Origin of the sequence: Rhizobium metallidurans, from assembly GCF_014196505.1 — a bacterium.
GTDB lineage: Bacteria > Pseudomonadota > Alphaproteobacteria > Rhizobiales > Rhizobiaceae > Rhizobium > Rhizobium metallidurans.
In genome coordinates this window covers 712,379-728,333 of the sequence record NZ_JACIDW010000001.1, presented here as the reverse complement: position 1 = coordinate 728,333, position 15,955 = coordinate 712,379, and the positions used below count along the sequence as shown (strand labels likewise).

At 63.4% G+C, this 15,955-nt stretch carries 12 protein-coding genes; 5 read left to right on the top strand and 7 right to left on the bottom strand.

Annotation, left to right across the window (positions count from 1 at the left end):
- The first annotated feature begins 2 nt into the window (after positions 1-2).
- The 3 genes from GGQ67_RS03175 (at position 3) to GGQ67_RS03165 (ending at position 3,805) form a co-directional block, all read left to right on the top strand.
- Entirely contained in the window at positions 3-884 is an 882-nt protein-coding gene (locus tag GGQ67_RS03175; RefSeq protein WP_183898708.1) for an iron-siderophore ABC transporter substrate-binding protein, read from the top strand.
- The gene (gene fhuB, locus GGQ67_RS03170; RefSeq protein ID WP_210279502.1) at positions 881-2,848 is read left to right on the top strand and encodes a Fe(3+)-hydroxamate ABC transporter permease FhuB; all 1,968 of its coding nucleotides are present in this window, start codon (positions 881-883) and stop codon (positions 2,846-2,848) included. The genes GGQ67_RS03175 and fhuB overlap by 4 nt, the downstream gene beginning before the upstream one ends.
- An 81-nt stretch (positions 2,849-2,929) precedes the next feature.
- Positions 2,930-3,805 carry a LysR substrate-binding domain-containing protein gene (locus GGQ67_RS03165; protein ID WP_183898707.1) on the top strand — a complete coding sequence of 292 codons (876 nt, stop codon included), beginning with the start codon at positions 2,930-2,932 and terminating at the stop codon, positions 3,803-3,805.
- A 48-nt stretch (positions 3,806-3,853) separates the two neighbouring features.
- Here the strand turns inward: GGQ67_RS03165 and GGQ67_RS03160 are convergent, their stop codons facing one another.
- The 5 genes from GGQ67_RS03160 to GGQ67_RS03140 form a co-directional block, all read right to left on the bottom strand.
- Positions 3,854-5,452: an MFS transporter gene (locus GGQ67_RS03160; RefSeq protein WP_183898706.1), complete on the bottom strand. Its 1,599-nt coding sequence runs from the start codon at positions 5,450-5,452 to the stop codon at positions 3,854-3,856.
- Between the two features lie 207 nt (positions 5,453-5,659).
- Positions 5,660-7,537 carry an amidohydrolase gene (locus GGQ67_RS03155; protein ID WP_183898705.1) on the bottom strand — a complete coding sequence of 626 codons (1,878 nt, stop codon included), beginning with the start codon at positions 7,535-7,537 and terminating at the stop codon, positions 5,660-5,662.
- Between the two features lie 90 nt (positions 7,538-7,627).
- Complete coding sequence (locus tag GGQ67_RS03150; protein WP_183898704.1) at positions 7,628-7,915, bottom strand: XapX domain-containing protein; 288 nt, start codon at positions 7,913-7,915, stop codon at positions 7,628-7,630.
- Between the two features lie 79 nt (positions 7,916-7,994).
- Positions 7,995-8,684 (bottom strand): hydrolase, encoded by a 690-nt coding sequence (locus GGQ67_RS03145; protein WP_183898703.1) that lies wholly within the window; start codon positions 8,682-8,684, stop codon positions 7,995-7,997.
- Between the two features lie 142 nt (positions 8,685-8,826).
- Positions 8,827-9,759 carry a VOC family protein gene (locus GGQ67_RS03140; RefSeq protein WP_183898702.1) on the bottom strand — a complete coding sequence of 311 codons (933 nt, stop codon included), beginning with the start codon at positions 9,757-9,759 and terminating at the stop codon, positions 8,827-8,829.
- Positions 9,760-9,878: 119 nt separating this feature from the next.
- On the opposite strand from GGQ67_RS03140, the gene GGQ67_RS03135 reads away from it, so the two are divergent.
- Both GGQ67_RS03135 and GGQ67_RS03130 read left to right on the top strand, forming a co-directional pair.
- Positions 9,879-10,778, top strand: coding sequence for a LysR family transcriptional regulator (locus tag GGQ67_RS03135; protein WP_183898701.1), 900 nt, complete (start codon positions 9,879-9,881; stop codon positions 10,776-10,778).
- Between the two features lie 168 nt (positions 10,779-10,946).
- Positions 10,947-12,131 carry a M20 aminoacylase family protein gene (locus GGQ67_RS03130; protein WP_183898700.1) on the top strand — a complete coding sequence of 395 codons (1,185 nt, stop codon included), beginning with the start codon at positions 10,947-10,949 and terminating at the stop codon, positions 12,129-12,131.
- A 12-nt stretch (positions 12,132-12,143) separates the two neighbouring features.
- Here GGQ67_RS03130 and GGQ67_RS03125 read toward each other — a convergent pair whose 3' ends face one another.
- Together GGQ67_RS03125 and GGQ67_RS03120 are read right to left on the bottom strand one after the other, a co-directional pair.
- Positions 12,144-13,550 (bottom strand): adenylate/guanylate cyclase domain-containing protein, encoded by a 1,407-nt coding sequence (locus tag GGQ67_RS03125; RefSeq protein WP_183898699.1) that lies wholly within the window; start codon positions 13,548-13,550, stop codon positions 12,144-12,146.
- Positions 13,551-13,719: 169 nt separating this feature from the next.
- Entirely contained in the window at positions 13,720-15,801 is a 2,082-nt protein-coding gene (locus GGQ67_RS03120) for a methyl-accepting chemotaxis protein (RefSeq protein WP_183898876.1), read from the bottom strand.
- Positions 15,802-15,955 lie beyond the last annotated feature (154 nt).

The following is a 15,955-nucleotide window of genomic DNA, read 5'->3' as shown; positions in this document are numbered from 1 at the left end:
CGATGTCCGTCTCGCGAAGAGCCTTTCTGCGATATGCGGCGGCGATGACGGTCGTCCCCGCCCCCGTGTTCGCTCAGGCATCCGGCCAACGGATCGTCAGCCTCGACTATGGCTTGTCGTCCACGCTTCTGTCGCTCGGCCTGCCGCCCGTCGGCATATCCGATCTGGCGGACTGGAGTCGGTGGGTGGTCGAGCCGGCCATGCCGGCTTCCGTGGTCGATATCGGCAGCTCGTTCGAGGTGAACCTCGAAATCCTGGCCCAGCTGAAACCCGACATCATCCTGACGACACCTTATCTCGACGAGCTGCAGCCCAGGCTGAAGCCCTATGGGAAGATCGTCCGCCTGGAGATATTCACGCCCGACAGCGGACCCGTTCTTGGCTCGGCGATTGCCGCGACACGCAAGCTGTCCGCGGAAATAGGCCGCGAGAGGGAGGCAGAAGCGTTCCTGCAGCAATCCGAAACCTTCTTCGAGCGTTGCCGCCAGCGGCTGGCGGGAAAAGACATACCGCCGATCGCGTTGGTGAACTTCATGGATTCGCGTCACGTCCGCATCTATTCGAACCCTGGGCTGTTTCACGGCGTGCTCGAGCGGCTCGGCGTCCCGAACGCCTGGACGAAGCAATCGAACTTTTGGGGCTTCGAAACCATCGGCATCGAGGAGCTGGCCAAGATCACGGACCCGAACGCACGCCTGGTGGCCTTTGATCCCGTGCCGCCGGATGTCCTGCCGAAACTTGCCGAGAGCCCGCTTTGGAACCGGCTTCCATTCGCACGCCCCGGACAGCTGTCGATCCTTGCCCCGGCCCTGATGTTCGGAATGGTGAACGAAGCCGTCCGGTTTGCCGGTCTTCTGACTGATCTTCTGGAGCGCGACCAATGATCATCCCTCGCCGAGACGTCCTCGGACCCGCGCTCGTCGTCGCCATGTTTCTCATCGTCGGAAGCGGCGCCTCGCTGCTGCTCGTGACGCCCTCCTTGAGCGGGCCCTCCGACGCAAGCTACGACGCCACGCGATTGGTGCTCTATTATTCGACGCTCCCGCGTCTGGCGACGGCAATCCTTGTCGGCGCGGCGCTTGCGCTGGCCGGCGCCCTGTTCCAGCAGGTTCTGCGCAATCCTCTAGCCGATCCGACGACGCTCGGCGTCTCGGCGGGCGCGAACCTCGCACTGGTGGTGGCGTCGCTCTTCGTTCCGGGGCTGCTTGGAGCCAGCCGCGATCTCGTTGCGCTCGGCGGGAGCACGATTGCCGCGGTGATCGTGCTCGGTCTCGGCGCGCGACGCGGGTTTTCGCCCTATTCGCTGGTGCTGTCAGGACTGGTGCTGAGCCTGTGGTGCGGCGGCCTCTCCGCCATCCTCACCTATCTCAACCAGCGCTATCTCGCGAGCCTGTTCATCTGGGGAAGCGGATCGCTGTCGCAACAGAGCTGGGCCATCCCTGTCTCCCTGGCATGGAAAATGGCGGCGGTGGCGGTCGTTTGCGCCTTGATCGTAAGGCCGCTGTCCATCCTCGATCTCGGCGATAGCAGCTCCTCCTCGCTCGGTGTCAGGGTGGGACGGCTCCGCTTCATCGCCATCGCCTGCGCCGTGGCGCTTGCCGCCTTCGTTACCAGCGCTATCGGGGTGATCAGCTTTATCGGCCTGGTCGCGCCGACGCTTTCGCGGCTGTCGGGCGCCCGGCGTCCGGGGCAACTGATCTTCTGGTCGCCGCTCATCGGGGCCAGCCTGCTATTTTGCGCCGATGCCGTACTCCAGCTGGTCTCCGGTGGAATAGGCGACTTCCTTCCGACGGGCGCGGTGACGGCAATCTTCGGATCCCCCCTTCTGCTGGCGCTGCTGCCCCGCCTGAAGATCCGCCATCGGATACAGCAATCTTCCACCTGGATCAGGCCACGGCGATCACACGCGACGGCATCGATCGCCGTCGCCGCGGTTGGGCTGTTGCTGGCCCTGGCCATCAGCCTCTTCGTCGGACGTGGCATCGACGGCGGCCTTTCGATCCTGTCCGGCGACATCGCATCGGAGATCCTCGCCATCCGGGCGCCGAAGGTCTTCGCCGCCTTGGCCTCGGGAGCAATGCTTGCCGTCGCCGGTTCGATCCTTCAGCGGCTCACCGGCAACGAGATGTCGAGCCCCGAGGTTCTGGGCATCAGCGCGGGTTCCACGTTCGGCGTCGCCATCGGCCTGTTTGCGATTGCGCCGGGCCTCTTCGGCCAGTTCACGTTCGCCGTTGCCGGCGCGATCGGCGTGCTTTCGGTCATTTTCCTGAGCTCCCGGCGATCCGGCTTTTCTCCCGAGCGCGTTCTGCTCGCGGGCATTGCGTTGAGCGCGATGGTCGATGCCGTCGTCGGCGTGTTGAGCTCCACGGGCGATCCGAGAGCGGCCCTGCTCATGCGCTGGATGAGCGGCTCGACCTATCTGGTCGACGGACCGACCGCCGTGGCGGAAATGGGGATCGGCGCCGTGTTGATGGCCATGGCTTTCGCGAGCCGGCGCTGGCTCGATATCCTTCCGCTCGGCCCCTCGCCGACATCGGCCGTCGGCATATCGCTGGCGAAATCGAGGCTTGTTCTCTTCGCGCTGGCGGGCCTGATGACCGGCGCGGCGACGCTGACCGTCGGTCCCCTGTCGTTCGTCGGCCTGATGGGACCGCATCTGGCGCGGGAGGCCGGCCTGACGCGCGCATTGCCGCAAATGGTCGGCGCAGCTTTCATCGGCGGGGCGCTCATGGTGACCGCCGATTTCCTGGGACGTATGATCGTGTCTCCTTACCAGATCCCTGCTGGTCTGGTCTCCGCCATGATCGGCGCACCATTCCTGATGTTCATGATGCGGAAAAGAGCCTAGGCCGGAAAGACACTTCGTGGTCAATCGTTAGAATCCATCGTATGATGACAGCTTTCCATTCTGAATTCGCAAAGATTCACGATGACATTCGAGCAGCTGGTTATCTTCGTTGCGACCGCCGAGCGGCAGCATCTGACGCAGGCGGCGCAATCGTTACGGCTGACGCCATCGGCCGTCAGCGCGGCTATCAAATCGCTTGAGACCTTCTATGAGGTGAAGCTGTTCGACAGGGTGGGCCGTGGCATACAGCTGACCCGCGAAGGACGCGTATTCCTGCGCGAGGCCAAGGAAACGCTGGCGAAGGTGAAGGCGGCGGAGGCCGTTCTGGCCGAACTCGGCAACCTCAAGACCGGCATCCTCGACGTCCAGGCGAGCCAGACGATCGCGAACTACTGGCTGCCACCACGCCTGCTCGGCTTTTCTCAGGCCTATCCCGGCATCGACGTCAACCTGACGATCGGCAATACCGCCACCGTCGCGGCAGCCGTCATCAATGGCGACGCCGAGCTTGGTTTCATCGAGGGAATACTCGACGAACCGGCCTTGTCCACCTCCACCATCGCCAGCGACAAGCTGGTCGTCGTCGCGGCCTCGAAATTCCACGAGGCGGAGAACGTGACCGATCTGTCGCGGCTGCGATGGATCATGCGGGAACGCGGATCGGGAACGCGCGCGGTTCTGGAACAGGCGCTCATCGAGCTCTCCGTGAACCCTCGGGAGCTTGAGATCTCACTCATCCTGCCCTCCAACGAAGCGCTCTTGAGCGCCGTCAGAAGCGGCGGCTGCGTGACGGCGTTGTCGGAGACGATCGTCGCACCCTTCGTCGAGAACGGGCAGTTGCAGATCCTCGAATTCGACCTCCCGCCACGTCGCTTTACGCTTCTCAGACACAAGGAACGCCACCGGACGGCGCCGGCCAGGGAGTTCGAAGCCTTCTGCCGGGCCGCCATGCAATGATGACGAGCAAGGGGACCGAAGTGGTCCCCTTGTCTTCTCTTCTTGCTGTCAGGCTTTGCCGGGGCGATTGATCGTCAGGAAGTGGCGGACGACAGGCGTTTCCGGGCCGGCATGATAGCCAAGCACCTTGCTCTGCAGGTCGGCGTCGGCGTTCGACACCCGCTTATGCTGCCTGAGATGCTCCGCCCAGGATTCCACCATGAACCATTCGACGATCTTTCGCGGATCAGCGGAGTCTTCCGTGACACCCCAGCCATAGGCGCCATCCCGGCGGCGTTCCTGCGACATGTCGTTCAGGGCGCGAAGGAAGGCCGAACGGTCGTGCTTCTCGACATTGTATTCGATCAGGATCAGCACCGGCCCACGATCATGGGCGACGGGTTCGGCGACAAGCGGCTCCGGCCAGTGGCTCGACGGCACCAGATCGGCATCGCCGGCAGGCAGCTTCACGCGGTGCATGATGAGACCCGCGACGAGCAGACCGACCGCGCCGATCAACAGGGCATAAGGGACACCGACCGCTTCGCCAACGGCGCCCCAGCCGAGGCTGCCCGCTGTCATCGCGCCGTTGAAAACGGTGAGGTAGACGGCAAGACCGCGACCACGCACCCAGTTCGGAAGGACAGCCTGCGCCGCGCCATTGAGCGTCGTCAGAGCGGTGATCCATGCGCTGCCGAGGAAAAGGAGAGCGACGATCGCAACCGCCTTCGGCGGAGCGAGCGACAGGACGGCCATGACGACAGCGGTGGTGATAGCCGCGCCAAGCAGAAGCCCGTCGGCGCTCAGACGCTGACGCAGCTTCGGCATGACCAGCGCTCCGCCGATCGCACCGGCGCCGACGGCGCCAAGCAGAATCCCGTAGAAGCTTGCATCACCGCCGAGAAGCTGGCGGGCGACGAGCGGCAGCAAGGCCCAGACGGCGCTGGCGAAGGCGAAGAAGATGGCCGCACGCAGCAGGACGACATGCAGCGGGCGGCTGGCGCGGGTGTAGCGAAGGCCGGCCCGGAAGGCGCCGAGGAAATTTTCCTGCAGGACATCGTTCGCGTTTCTGGCGCGCGGCCACCAGACCAGCGCGGCGATAACGATGATATAGCTCGCAACGTCGGCGCCATAGGTGAGACCCGCGCCGAACGCGGCAAGCAGAATGCCGCCGGCCGCAGGGCCGATCGAACGGGCGATGTTGATGCCGAGCGAATTCAGCGCCACCGCGCTCTTGACGTCCTCGCGCTTGACGAGCTCGGGCACGATCGCCTGCCATGTCGGCCCCATGAGCGCCGCGCCGATGCCGCCGAGGAAGGTGAGACCGATGAGGGCGCTGACGGAAAGCATGCCCGTCTGGGCAAGAAGCATCAGGCTGATGCTGACGGAGGCAAGCAGCAGCTGGACGGCGATCAGGAATTTGCGGCGGTCGAGAATGTCGGTCAGAACGCCCGCCGGAATGGCAAGAAGGAAGATCGGCAGCGTGCCCGCCGCCTGGACCATGGCGACCGCGGCCGACGAGGCCGAGAGATCGGTCATCAGCCAGGAGCTGGCGACATCGCGCATGAAGCTGCCGGTATTGCCGAGAACGGTGGCCGCCCAGAGAACGGCGAAGACGGGTTGCGCGAGTGGAGCGAAACTGCCCCCTGAGGATTTTGCGGTGCTCATATTTCAGATCCCTTGCTGACATCGAAGATGTAGCCATATTGGCGAGAACCACTGCCACCAACAATTGCACCAATAGTTTCGATTTAATTGCAATATTCGCAATTATGAGCCGGGGGCTTTTGCTGTTTGAAAATGCTTGGGCAGCGGCTCCACGCTGCCCAATACCCGATGCCCGGTACGATGCGTCGTTCGGTTATCGCGCCAGTATCAAACAGCCCAGCAGGAGCATCCGAGCGCGCCGAAGAAGCCCTTGAGATCCGCTGTCGGCAGCCTGGATGTCCACGCGCCGGCATGGTCGTGGCCGTGGACGCCGCAGTCGCTGGCGCAGCCGCAGGTGGAAATGGCGGTTCGGCGCAGCGAGCGGGCGCCGGCGCCATCGGGCTCGCCCCAGGCGGCGTAACCGCCGAATTTGCGCACCGGAGACCAGTCCGGCATGGCTGGCGGGATGTTGCTTTCGTCGAGCGCCTTGAAGTCGCCGGCGCCATAGACGATCTTGCCGCCGACCATGGTCAGCTCCGACGTCAGGAAGGAGATCTCGTCCTCGGCGCAGGCAAAGAAGTCCTTGCTCGGCACCACGAGGTCGGCGAACTGGCCCTTCTCGATGCGGCCCTTCTTCCCCTCTTCGTTGGAGAACCAGGTGACCTTTTCCGTCCACATGCGCAGCGCGGTCTCGCGGTCGAGGCAATTGGCGCGCGGATAGAGCTGCATGCCGCCGACCGTCTTGCCCGTCACCATCCAGGAGAGCGACACCCAAGGATTATAGGAGGCGACGCGGGTGGCGTCGGTGCCGGCCGAAACATTGACGCCCTTCTCGATCATGCGCTTGATCGGCGGCGTGGCTTCGGCGACGCCGTGGCCATAGCGCTCGACGAAATATTCGCCCTGATAGGCCATGCGGTGCTGCGTGGCGATGCCGCCGCCAAGCGCCGCGATACGGTCGATCGAGCGCTCGGAAATGGTCTCGGCATGGTCGAAGAACCAGTTGAGACCGGCCAGCGGAATGTCCTTGTCGACCTTCTCGAATACGTCGAGCGCACGGGAGATCGTTTCGTCATAGGTGGCGTGCATGCGCCAGGGCCAGCGGTTTTCGGCGAGAACGCGCACGACCTCCTCGAGCTCGCCTTCCATCTCCGGTGCCATTTCCGGGCGCGGCTGGCGGAAATCCTCGAAGTCGGCGGCGGAGAAGACCAGCATCTCGCCGGCGCCGTTGTGGCGGAAGTAGTCGTTGCCCTGCTTGTATTTGACCGAGGACGTCCAGTTGAGGAAATCCTCTTTCTCTGCCTTCGGCTTCTGCGTGAAGAGGTTATAGGCGAGACGAACGGTGAGCTGGTTTTCGTCGGAGAGCCTCTGGATGACCTCGTAGTCATCCGGATAATTCTGGTTGCCACCGCCGGCATCGATCACGCCGGTAACGCCCAGCCGGTTCAGTTCGCGCATGAAGTGTCGGGTCGAATTGACCTGGTAGTCGAAGGGCAGCTTCGGGCCCTTGGCGAGCGTCGAGTAAAGAATGCCGGCGTTCGGCTTGGCAAGAAGCATGCCGGTCGGGTTGCCGTTGGCATCGCGGGTGATCTCGCCGCCGGGCGGGTTGGGCGTATCGCGGGTGTAGCCGACGGCGCGGAGCGCAGCACCGTTCAAGAGCGCGCGGTCGTAGAGATGCAGCAGAAACACCGGCGTATCGGGCGCGACCGCATTGATTTCCTCGATTGTCGGCAGGCGCTTTTCGGCGAACTGGTGTTCGGTGAAGCCGCCGACGACGCGAACCCATTGCGGGGCCGGCGTGATCGCCACCTGGCGCTTCAGCATGTCCATGGCATCGGCCAGCGAACGCACGCCATCCCAGCGCAGTTCCATGTTGTAGTTCAGCCCGCCGCGCACGACGTGGGTATGGTTGTCGATCAGGCCGGGCAGGACGCGCTTGCCCTTGAGATCGACGATCTTGGTATCCGGGCCGGCGAGCGCCATGATCTCGGCATCGGTACCGACATCGAGAAAGGTCCCGTCCTTGATGGCGACGGCGCTGGCGGTCGGATTGGTGCGGTCGAGCGTGGTGATTAGACCATGGTGGAGGATGAGGTCGGCGAACATGGGATATGCTCCTGGCTTCATTATTAAGATTGATTTCAATGCTTTGCGTTGCGGCAAGCGCCCACTGCAGGCGAATCTCCCCTTGCGGTCTCAGCTATCAGATGCGGACTGATCCTGGCGAGACGCAGCGACGTCAGTTCGGCCCTCGCCCTTCGGCATGTGCCCGAACATGTGAGGCTTGATCTGGTTGATCCACGACATCGCCGCCGGCTCCCTGGCGATCAGTGTCTTCGCGAAGGGAATGAGCTGTTCGCCGAGCAGAATGCCAAGCAGCCCGACAAGGGCCACGACCGGCGGCGCGGGAGAGCGCACATTGAGCAGGCTGTAGACAATACCGACCAGAAGACCGGCGCCGATGGACAGTAGATAGAGTTTCATGGGGGCATTCCTCGATCGATCAATGAAAGCCGCTTCCGCTTTTGGACACTCGATCCGGCGGAAGCGGCGATGATGCTGATTATCTGGCTGGGTTGGGGCCGATGCGCTTGCCGTGGCCGACCCGCTCGTCGCCGCCATGGACATGCGTGACCGCATAGTCGATGCCCATTCCGTAGGCGCCGGAATGTTCCTTCACCAGCGCGGTGACCGCGTTGTAGGTTTCCTTGCGGGCCCAGTCGCGCTGCCATTCGAGCAGGACCTGCTGCCAGGTCACGGGGATGACGCCGGCCTGCACCATGCGGTCCATCGCATATTTATGGGCGTCGACCGAGGTGCCGCCGGAGGCGTCGGCAACCATGTAGATCTCGTAGTCAGGGACGTCATGGAGGGCCGACAGTGCGAAGGTGGTGTTGCACACTTCCGTCCAGAGACCGGACACGACGATCTTCTTGCGACCGCTTGCGGCGTTCCTGGCAAGGGCGTCGCGAACGTTCTGGTCGTCCCAGGAATTCATGGATGTGCGCTCCAGAATGTCGTTTTCGGGGAAGACGCCGAGCAATTCCGGGAAGGTATTGCCGGAGAAGCTTTCCGTCTCGACCGTCGTGATCGTGGTCGGGATGTCGAAGATCCTGGCCGCCTTGGCGAGACCGACGACGTTGTTCTTCAGCGTCTGGCGATCGATCGACTGCACGCCGAACGCCATCTGCGGCTGCTGGTCGATGAAGATAAGCTGGCTGTTTGCGGGGGTCAGGACTTCGAGCTTGGACATTTGATTTCTCCATTTACGTTTTTGATCGCCGGCATGGCGGTTAAGGATTGGGATGCCTCCGGCGGTCGGCTGCCTGTTTCAGGCAGCCGTTCGAAGGCGGAAATTATTGGCGTTAGAGATGCGCGGCGGCTTGCCGTGCGGGTTATGCGGCCAGCGGGACCAGGTTCTCTTCGATCTGGCCGCGATAGGCTTCATACCGGCTCGGCAGCTTCAGGGCCTCGCCCAGGTGGGCAGTATCTTCGTCGCGGTCGAACCCGGGTTCGTTGGTTGCGATTTCGAACAGGATCCCGCCCGGCGTTCTGAAGTAGATCGCCCAGAAGTAGTCGCGGTCGATCACCGGCGTCACCTGGTAACCCGTGTCCATCAGGGCCTTGCGCACCTCGAGTTGCTTCTCGCGGTTCTCGACGGCAAAGGCGATGTGGTGGACCGAGCCGGCGCCCTGGCGGGCAAACGGCGTTTTCTGCAGCGACGCGATGTCGATTGTGTCTGCACCATTGCCACCGGGAATGATGAACCGCGTGACGTCACCTTCGACCTCGGCGCGCTCATAGCCCATGAACTGCAGCAGTTCCGATGTCGCGGCGGTGTCGTGCAGGTCGAAGCGCGCACCGGAAAAGCCGCGGATCGCGTTGTCTTCCGAGATGCCTTCGGCAAGCCATGGGGCGCGGGCATCTTCGGCGGTTTCGATCAGCGCCAGTCCGTCGCCATCAGGGCCGGCAAAGCGCAGGCGCTTGGCGCCGAACACCGTGTCGGTCTTCAGACCGACAACACCCTGGGCCGTCAAACGGTCCTTCCAGAAAGCCAGCGATCCCCTCGGGATGGAGAACTGCGTCTCGCTGACTTCACCGACGCCGGGACGGCCGGTCATCATGTGCGGGAAAGGAAAGTAGGTCATGACCGTGCCGGGCGTGCCGTTTTCATCGCCGTAGTAGAGGTGGTAGACGCTCGGGTCGTCGAAATTGACGGTCTTCTTGACGCGACGCAGGCCGAGTGCGCTGGTGAAGAACCGGTTGTTCTCTCGGGCATCCGACGCCATCGAAGTGACGTGGTGCAGTCCCTTGATATCCTTGATCATGGCCGTTGCCTTTCTCTGTGGGCGTTGCCGTTTCGATGACCAGAGATGTAACCGGGTTGATTGCATTGCGGAATTGCAATATTCCTGTCGAATGAATTGCGATTTTTGAAATAATTGAGATGAACGACTATAAAGCTCTGAAAACCTTCCTGCTTGCCGCCGAAAAGCGCAACTTCGCTCAGGTCGCCCGCGAGCTCGACATGACACCCGCCGCCGTCACCCGCGCGATCGCGGCACTCGAAGACGATCTCGGCGTCCAGCTCTTCGTGCGCACCACGCGCCAGGTATCGCTGACGACGGATGGCGCCGTCTTCGCCGCGCAGATCCAGCCGGCTGTCGAAGCATTGGAAAACGCGCGCAAGGACGTCAGGAACGCGCACAAATCCGATCAGGGCCGGTTGCGGATCAGCGCGCCGACCTGGCTCGGCAAGACGGTACTGACGCCGATCCTGTCGGGCTTCCGCGACCTCTATCCGAAGATGAGCTTCGAGGTTTCGCTCTCGGACGGCCTCGTGAACATCATCGACGACGATTACGATCTCGCGATTCGCATTTCCTCCGCTCCCTCGGACAAGTTCACCATCTGGCGCAAGATCCGGGCGGTGCCGAGGATACTGGTGGCGGCGCCGGGCAGCCGGTTCACGCGGATGCAGCATCCCAACGAACTGACGCCGGACGATTGCCTGGCCTACAGCGGCGAAAGCCGGCGGGAGCACTGGGCGCTGTCGGACGGAGGATCGAGCATCTCGATCACGGCCGGACGCGCATTCAGCGCCAACAACGGCGAGGTGCTAGCCGATATGGCCGCCGATGGCCTCGGCGTCGCCATGCTTCCGGGCTTTCACATCGCCGGGCACATCCGCACGGGCCGCCTGGTTCACGTCTTGCCGGGCTGGGCGCCGCCGGAGCTTTGGCTGACGCTTTATTACCCGCCATATCAGGCCCTGCCGCCGCGTATCGCGACTTTCTCGAAATTTTTCGAGGAGCAACTGCCGGCGCATATGGTCATGCTCGATTGACGGTATATTGATCACGCTGTGAGCTATCACCGATAAGTTGGTTGAAAGCGGCACGGTTGCGGATATCTTCGCGCGATTGATGACCGATTTTTGCGTATGCTACGCCAGCCGATGCCGGATGTTCCGGCCCCGTCGGCGGCGGCATTTATACAGTGACCTGGAGCAAGCATGACCTTTTCCGTTCCCTCCCTCGACGCGCTCGCCGATGAAGCCAAGGGCTGGCGCCGAACGATCCACCAGCATCCCGAACTGCTGTTCGACCTGCCGAAGACGGCCGCGCTGGTGACGGAGAAACTCACGGAATTCGGCTGCGACGAGGTCGTCACCGGCATCGCCAAGACCGGCGTGGTCGCCGTCATCAACGGCACCAGGGGTCCGGGCCGCACGATCGCGCTGCGCTCCGACATGGATGCGCTGCCGATGGCCGAGCAGACGAACCTGCCCTATGCCTCGAAGGTGGAGAACATGATGCATGCCTGCGGTCATGACGGGCATACCGCCATGCTGCTCGCGACCGCCAAGCAGCTGGCCGAAAGCCGCGATTTCGCGGGCAAGGTGGTGCTGATCTTCCAGCCGGCGGAGGAAGGCGGCGCCGGCGCGCGGGTGATGATCGAGGAAGGTGTGCTCGAACGCTTCGGCATCGAGGAGGTCTACGGCATGCACAACCAGCCGGGCCTCGATATCGGTTCCTTCGCGATCCGCGGCGGCCCGATGATGGCTGGAGGCGACCGCTTCGTGATCACGATCAACGGCAAGGGCGGCCACGCCGCCTATCCGCATCTCTCCCATGACCCGGTGGTCGCCGGCGCCCAGATGATCGTGGCGTTGCAGGCGATCGCATCGCGCTTCACCAACCCCTTCGATCCCGTGGTCGTGTCGATCACCTATCTCGAGGGCGGCAATGCCGGCGCGCTGAATGTCATCCCGGCCGCGATCCGCCTCGGCGGCACCATCCGCACCATGAACACCGAGACCCGCAAAATGGTCGAGGAACGGTTCCGCGAGGTCGTCTCCAGCACCGCGAAGTCCTTCGGCTCCGAAGCCGTGATCGACTGGCGCCCCGGTTATCCCGTGACCGTCAACGATCCGGTAAAGACGAAGCTCGCCGCCAAGGCCGCCGCCGCGGTTGCCGGCGCCGAGAAGGTCGATACCGACTGGCCCGCGACGATGGGCTCGGAAGACTTCTCCTACATGCTGGAAAAGCGTCCCGGCGCACTGATCTGGCTCGGCAACGGCGACAGCGCCGATCTGCACAACCCGGCCTACGATTTCAACGACGGCGCCATCGTCCACGGCGTCCGCTACTGGCTGTCGCTGGTCGATCAGCGCCTGAACGGCGCGGCGGGGGAGTGACCGGAGCGGCGATCACGACAGCGCGAAAATCCTGACCTCGCGGCCGATGCCCTGGAGCTCGGCCATGCGGGACACCGACTGGACACTGCGCTCCCGCAGCATGTCCGACACACGGCTGTCGTGCACGACGGCCTCCGTGGTCATGATCACGTTCGGGTCGGCGAGACCCTGGACGCGTGAGGCGATGTTGACCGTCTGGCCGAAATAATCCTGGCGATCGTTCAGGTTGACGGCGAGGCATGAGCCCTCATGGATGCCGATCTTCAGGAGAAGATCGTCGGCGCCGTGCTCGGCGTTCAGGCGCAGCATCGCCTGACGCATCCGCAGAGCCGCCGCCACCGCGCGGTCGGGGGTTGGAAAGCTCGCCATCACGGCATCGCCTATGGTCTTGACCACAGCCCCCGTCTCGGCGGCGACGATCTCGTTGAGGACGCGGAAATGGGACCGGACGAGATCGAAGGCCGCGATGTCGCCGACGCGTTCGTAGAGCGCCGTCGAACCCCTCAGATCGGTGAACAGGAAGGTCAGGCTGGTGATCTTCAGGCGCTGATCGACGTCAAGCGTGTCGGTTCTGAATATGTCGCGAAAGCTCTGGTTGGTCAGCAGGCGCTTTGCGGTCAGAAACGGCCGCCTGCGCCCCAGCAAATCATGCAGTTCGTCGCCGGCAACACAGACATTCGGCACCACCCTGCGGTCCGTGTGGTTTTCAAGCGCGAGCCTGAGCAGGCCCGGACGCAGAGTAATCGTCTCGCTTAGAACATGGCTCCGGGTGATGACCATCGACAGCGACTGGCGCTCGCTGGTGGGCTCCCCCTGGACATCGATGAACTGCGCGGCATGCGTCACCGCGTCGAAGATGATCACGAACTTGGACGGCAGCTGCAGCGAGACGAAGGCCTTTTCGCCCGGTGCCAGCTCGATCATCTCCAATTGAATGGGCGCGAACTTCTCTTCCAGATCGTCAGGCAGATCGACGCCGGAACTGAAGAACATCTGCCGGTAATATTCGAGCGGCGGCAGGAGATCGGGATCGTGCGCGGCGATGCGGCGCACTCGAGGGTTCACGGTGAACGTCACTTCCACCATCTCGTCGAGCGTCGGCTCGTATCCCGCGGCGCACAGCCCGCAGTGATAGACATCATGGACGACGCCCTTCAGGCTTGCTCCTGTGTCCAGCACCCCGCCGCAGCCCGGGCAGAGCACGTTCCAGGTCATGTCGAAAATGCCGAGACGCGCCGCATGCAGGAACGCGGCGATCGTCCGCTCCTCGTCGAGCCGATGTCCGCCTGCGAACGCAAGCACGTTGATACGGTTGAGGTCGCGATCAGCACCGCGCGCGACAACGGCTTCGATGCACTCCGCCGTCTCGGCGTCGGCCGCCTGTCGCAGGGCGGCAAAAAGGGCCTCGACATCGCTCATGTGACCATTCCGATACGGACAATCGACAACAGACATCGCCTATTATCTTATTATATCACGCCGACGCGGCGGAATACATCGGTGAGCCCCAAGAGATGTGACGAAGCCGGCCCGGCCATCCCTTCCTGAGACTGGCCGAGCCGCAAGGTCCCGCGCGAAGCGATGTTGCTCAGCGCCGGCCCCCACCGACCAATCGCAACTCCGTCGAGCGCTCGCGTCCGTGGTCCGCGTTTACCGTGAATACCGAGACGAGTTCGCGCAGACGGTTGGCCTCACCGGCAAGAACCGCCGAGGCGGCATTGCTTTCCTCGACCATGGCGGCGTTCTGCTGGGTATCCTGATCCATGCCGTTCATCGCCGTGTTGATTTCGGCCAGCCCAATGCTTTGTTCGCGCGAGGACAACGCGATCGCTTCCATATGCCGGTTGATGGCGACGACGTGCCTGCCAATGCCGTGAAGCGCTTCCCCTGTGTTCCTGACGACGCGCACTCCCTCGTCCACTTCACGCGTCGAGCCTTCGATCAGCGCCTTGATCTCCTTGGCGGCGTTGGCGGATCGCTGCGCCAGCTCGCGAACCTCGTGCGCCACGACCGCGAAGCCACGCCCGGCCTCGCCGGCACGAGCCGCCTCGACGCCGGCGTTGAGCGCAAGCAGATTGGTCTGGAAGGCGATCTGGTCGATCGTCGCGATGATGCTCGCGATCCGCTTCGACGATCCTTCGATCCGCTCCATCACCGAGACCGCCTCGTCGACAAGCACGGCACCCTTCGACGCGCTGTCATCGGCCTCGCGCGCCACCTGCTGGGCATCCTCTACACGCTTCGTCGCGTTCAACACATTCGCCGTGATCTCGTCGAGCGCGGCGGCGGTCTGCTCCAGCAAGGCCGCCTGGCGTTCCGTTCGTTGCGCCAACTGGTTTGCGCCACTGCTGATTTCCTGCGTGCCGTTGTCGATGGAATGGCTGGATTGCATGATCTCGCCCATGACATCGGCCAGTTGTTTCAACGTCGTATTCAGATCGTCGCGTAGGCTCTCGAAATCCGAAGCGAAGGGATCGACGAGCTGGAAGGAGAGGTCGCCTGCCGCCAGTCGCTTCAGGCCAGCACCGAGATCGCCGGTCGCCTGCAACAGTCGTTCGCGCGCCAGTGCTTCGGCCTGCGCCTGCATCTGGGCGCGGTTCGCCTCGGCATCCCGGCGCGCGACCGCTGCCTCCGCCTCCAGCGCGGCCGCGGCAATCGCTTGCTGCCGGAACACTTCGAGCGCCTTCGCCATCGCGCCCACTTCATCACGCCTTGCCGCGCCGGGCGCGGTCTCGGCGGTATCGCCTTCCGCCAGACGGCGCATCGCCGCCGTGATCGTCAGGATGGGCGCGCTGATAGACCGGCCGATCAGCCACACGCTGAGCAGGATGAGACCGATCGCGGCGGCGATCAACCCGACAACAATGGTGATGTTGCGCTGACCGATGCGGTCGTTTTCCTCAAGCGTCGCGGCCTGCTCGACGGCGTAGCTATCGATGATGTCGGCAAGCACCGGCTGCACAGCGGCATATGCCGCACCGACGGCATCACGCGCCAAGGCCTCCTCCAGCGTTGCCTGGGCGTACAGACGGAACGCACTTTGATAGACGGAGAGCGCCTGGGCGAGCCGCATGCGTTGCGCGCCGGGCCGGAATGACTTCTTCATCAATTCCGTGAAGGTCTCGACTTCGGCGGCATGCTTCACCAGGTAGTCAGGGTTTCGGCGCAGGATGAAGTCCTTCTCGTGCCGCCGCATCGTGAGCATGCTGGCCTTCAGCTCCGCATCCGCCACGCCCTCAAGCTGGGTTTCGATCGAATGGACGGCGTCGCGCATGGCGCCTTCCAGCCCCTGCGACGGATCGAGCCCCAATTCCTTGTCCTTCGACACAAGGACCGAAAACGTGCCGGCATAGGACTGCAGCGCGACACTCAACACAGCCAGCTTCGCGGCCTGCTCGGCGCCGGCATCGCCCTTCAGCCGATCGATCACCGAGTTCGCCTTCTGAAAGGCCTTGTCGAACTCATCGACAGCGCCGAGCTGCCGGGTAAGAAGAAACTCCTTTTCCCACAACAACGTGCTGCGAATGTCGTCCCGCGCGGCCGCGACATCGCGTTGCTGCGTCGCAAGGCGGTCGGCGGTCTCGCGGTAGCGGGCCTCCACCTGCCGCTGGCCGATGAAGATCGCGGAAATCGCGACGATCCCGATCAACGCCAACATGGCAAGCAACATCACGCGGTGCGCGATTTTCAGATTTGAGAGAAAGGTCACGATATACCCCGGCAATTTCGTCACGGGCTTACATCACCCATGAGGTTAAGCATTCACAAACCGGGGATGAAACTTTCGTGATTTCGCGCCGAAAGTAACCAGAGCGCGCTCATGG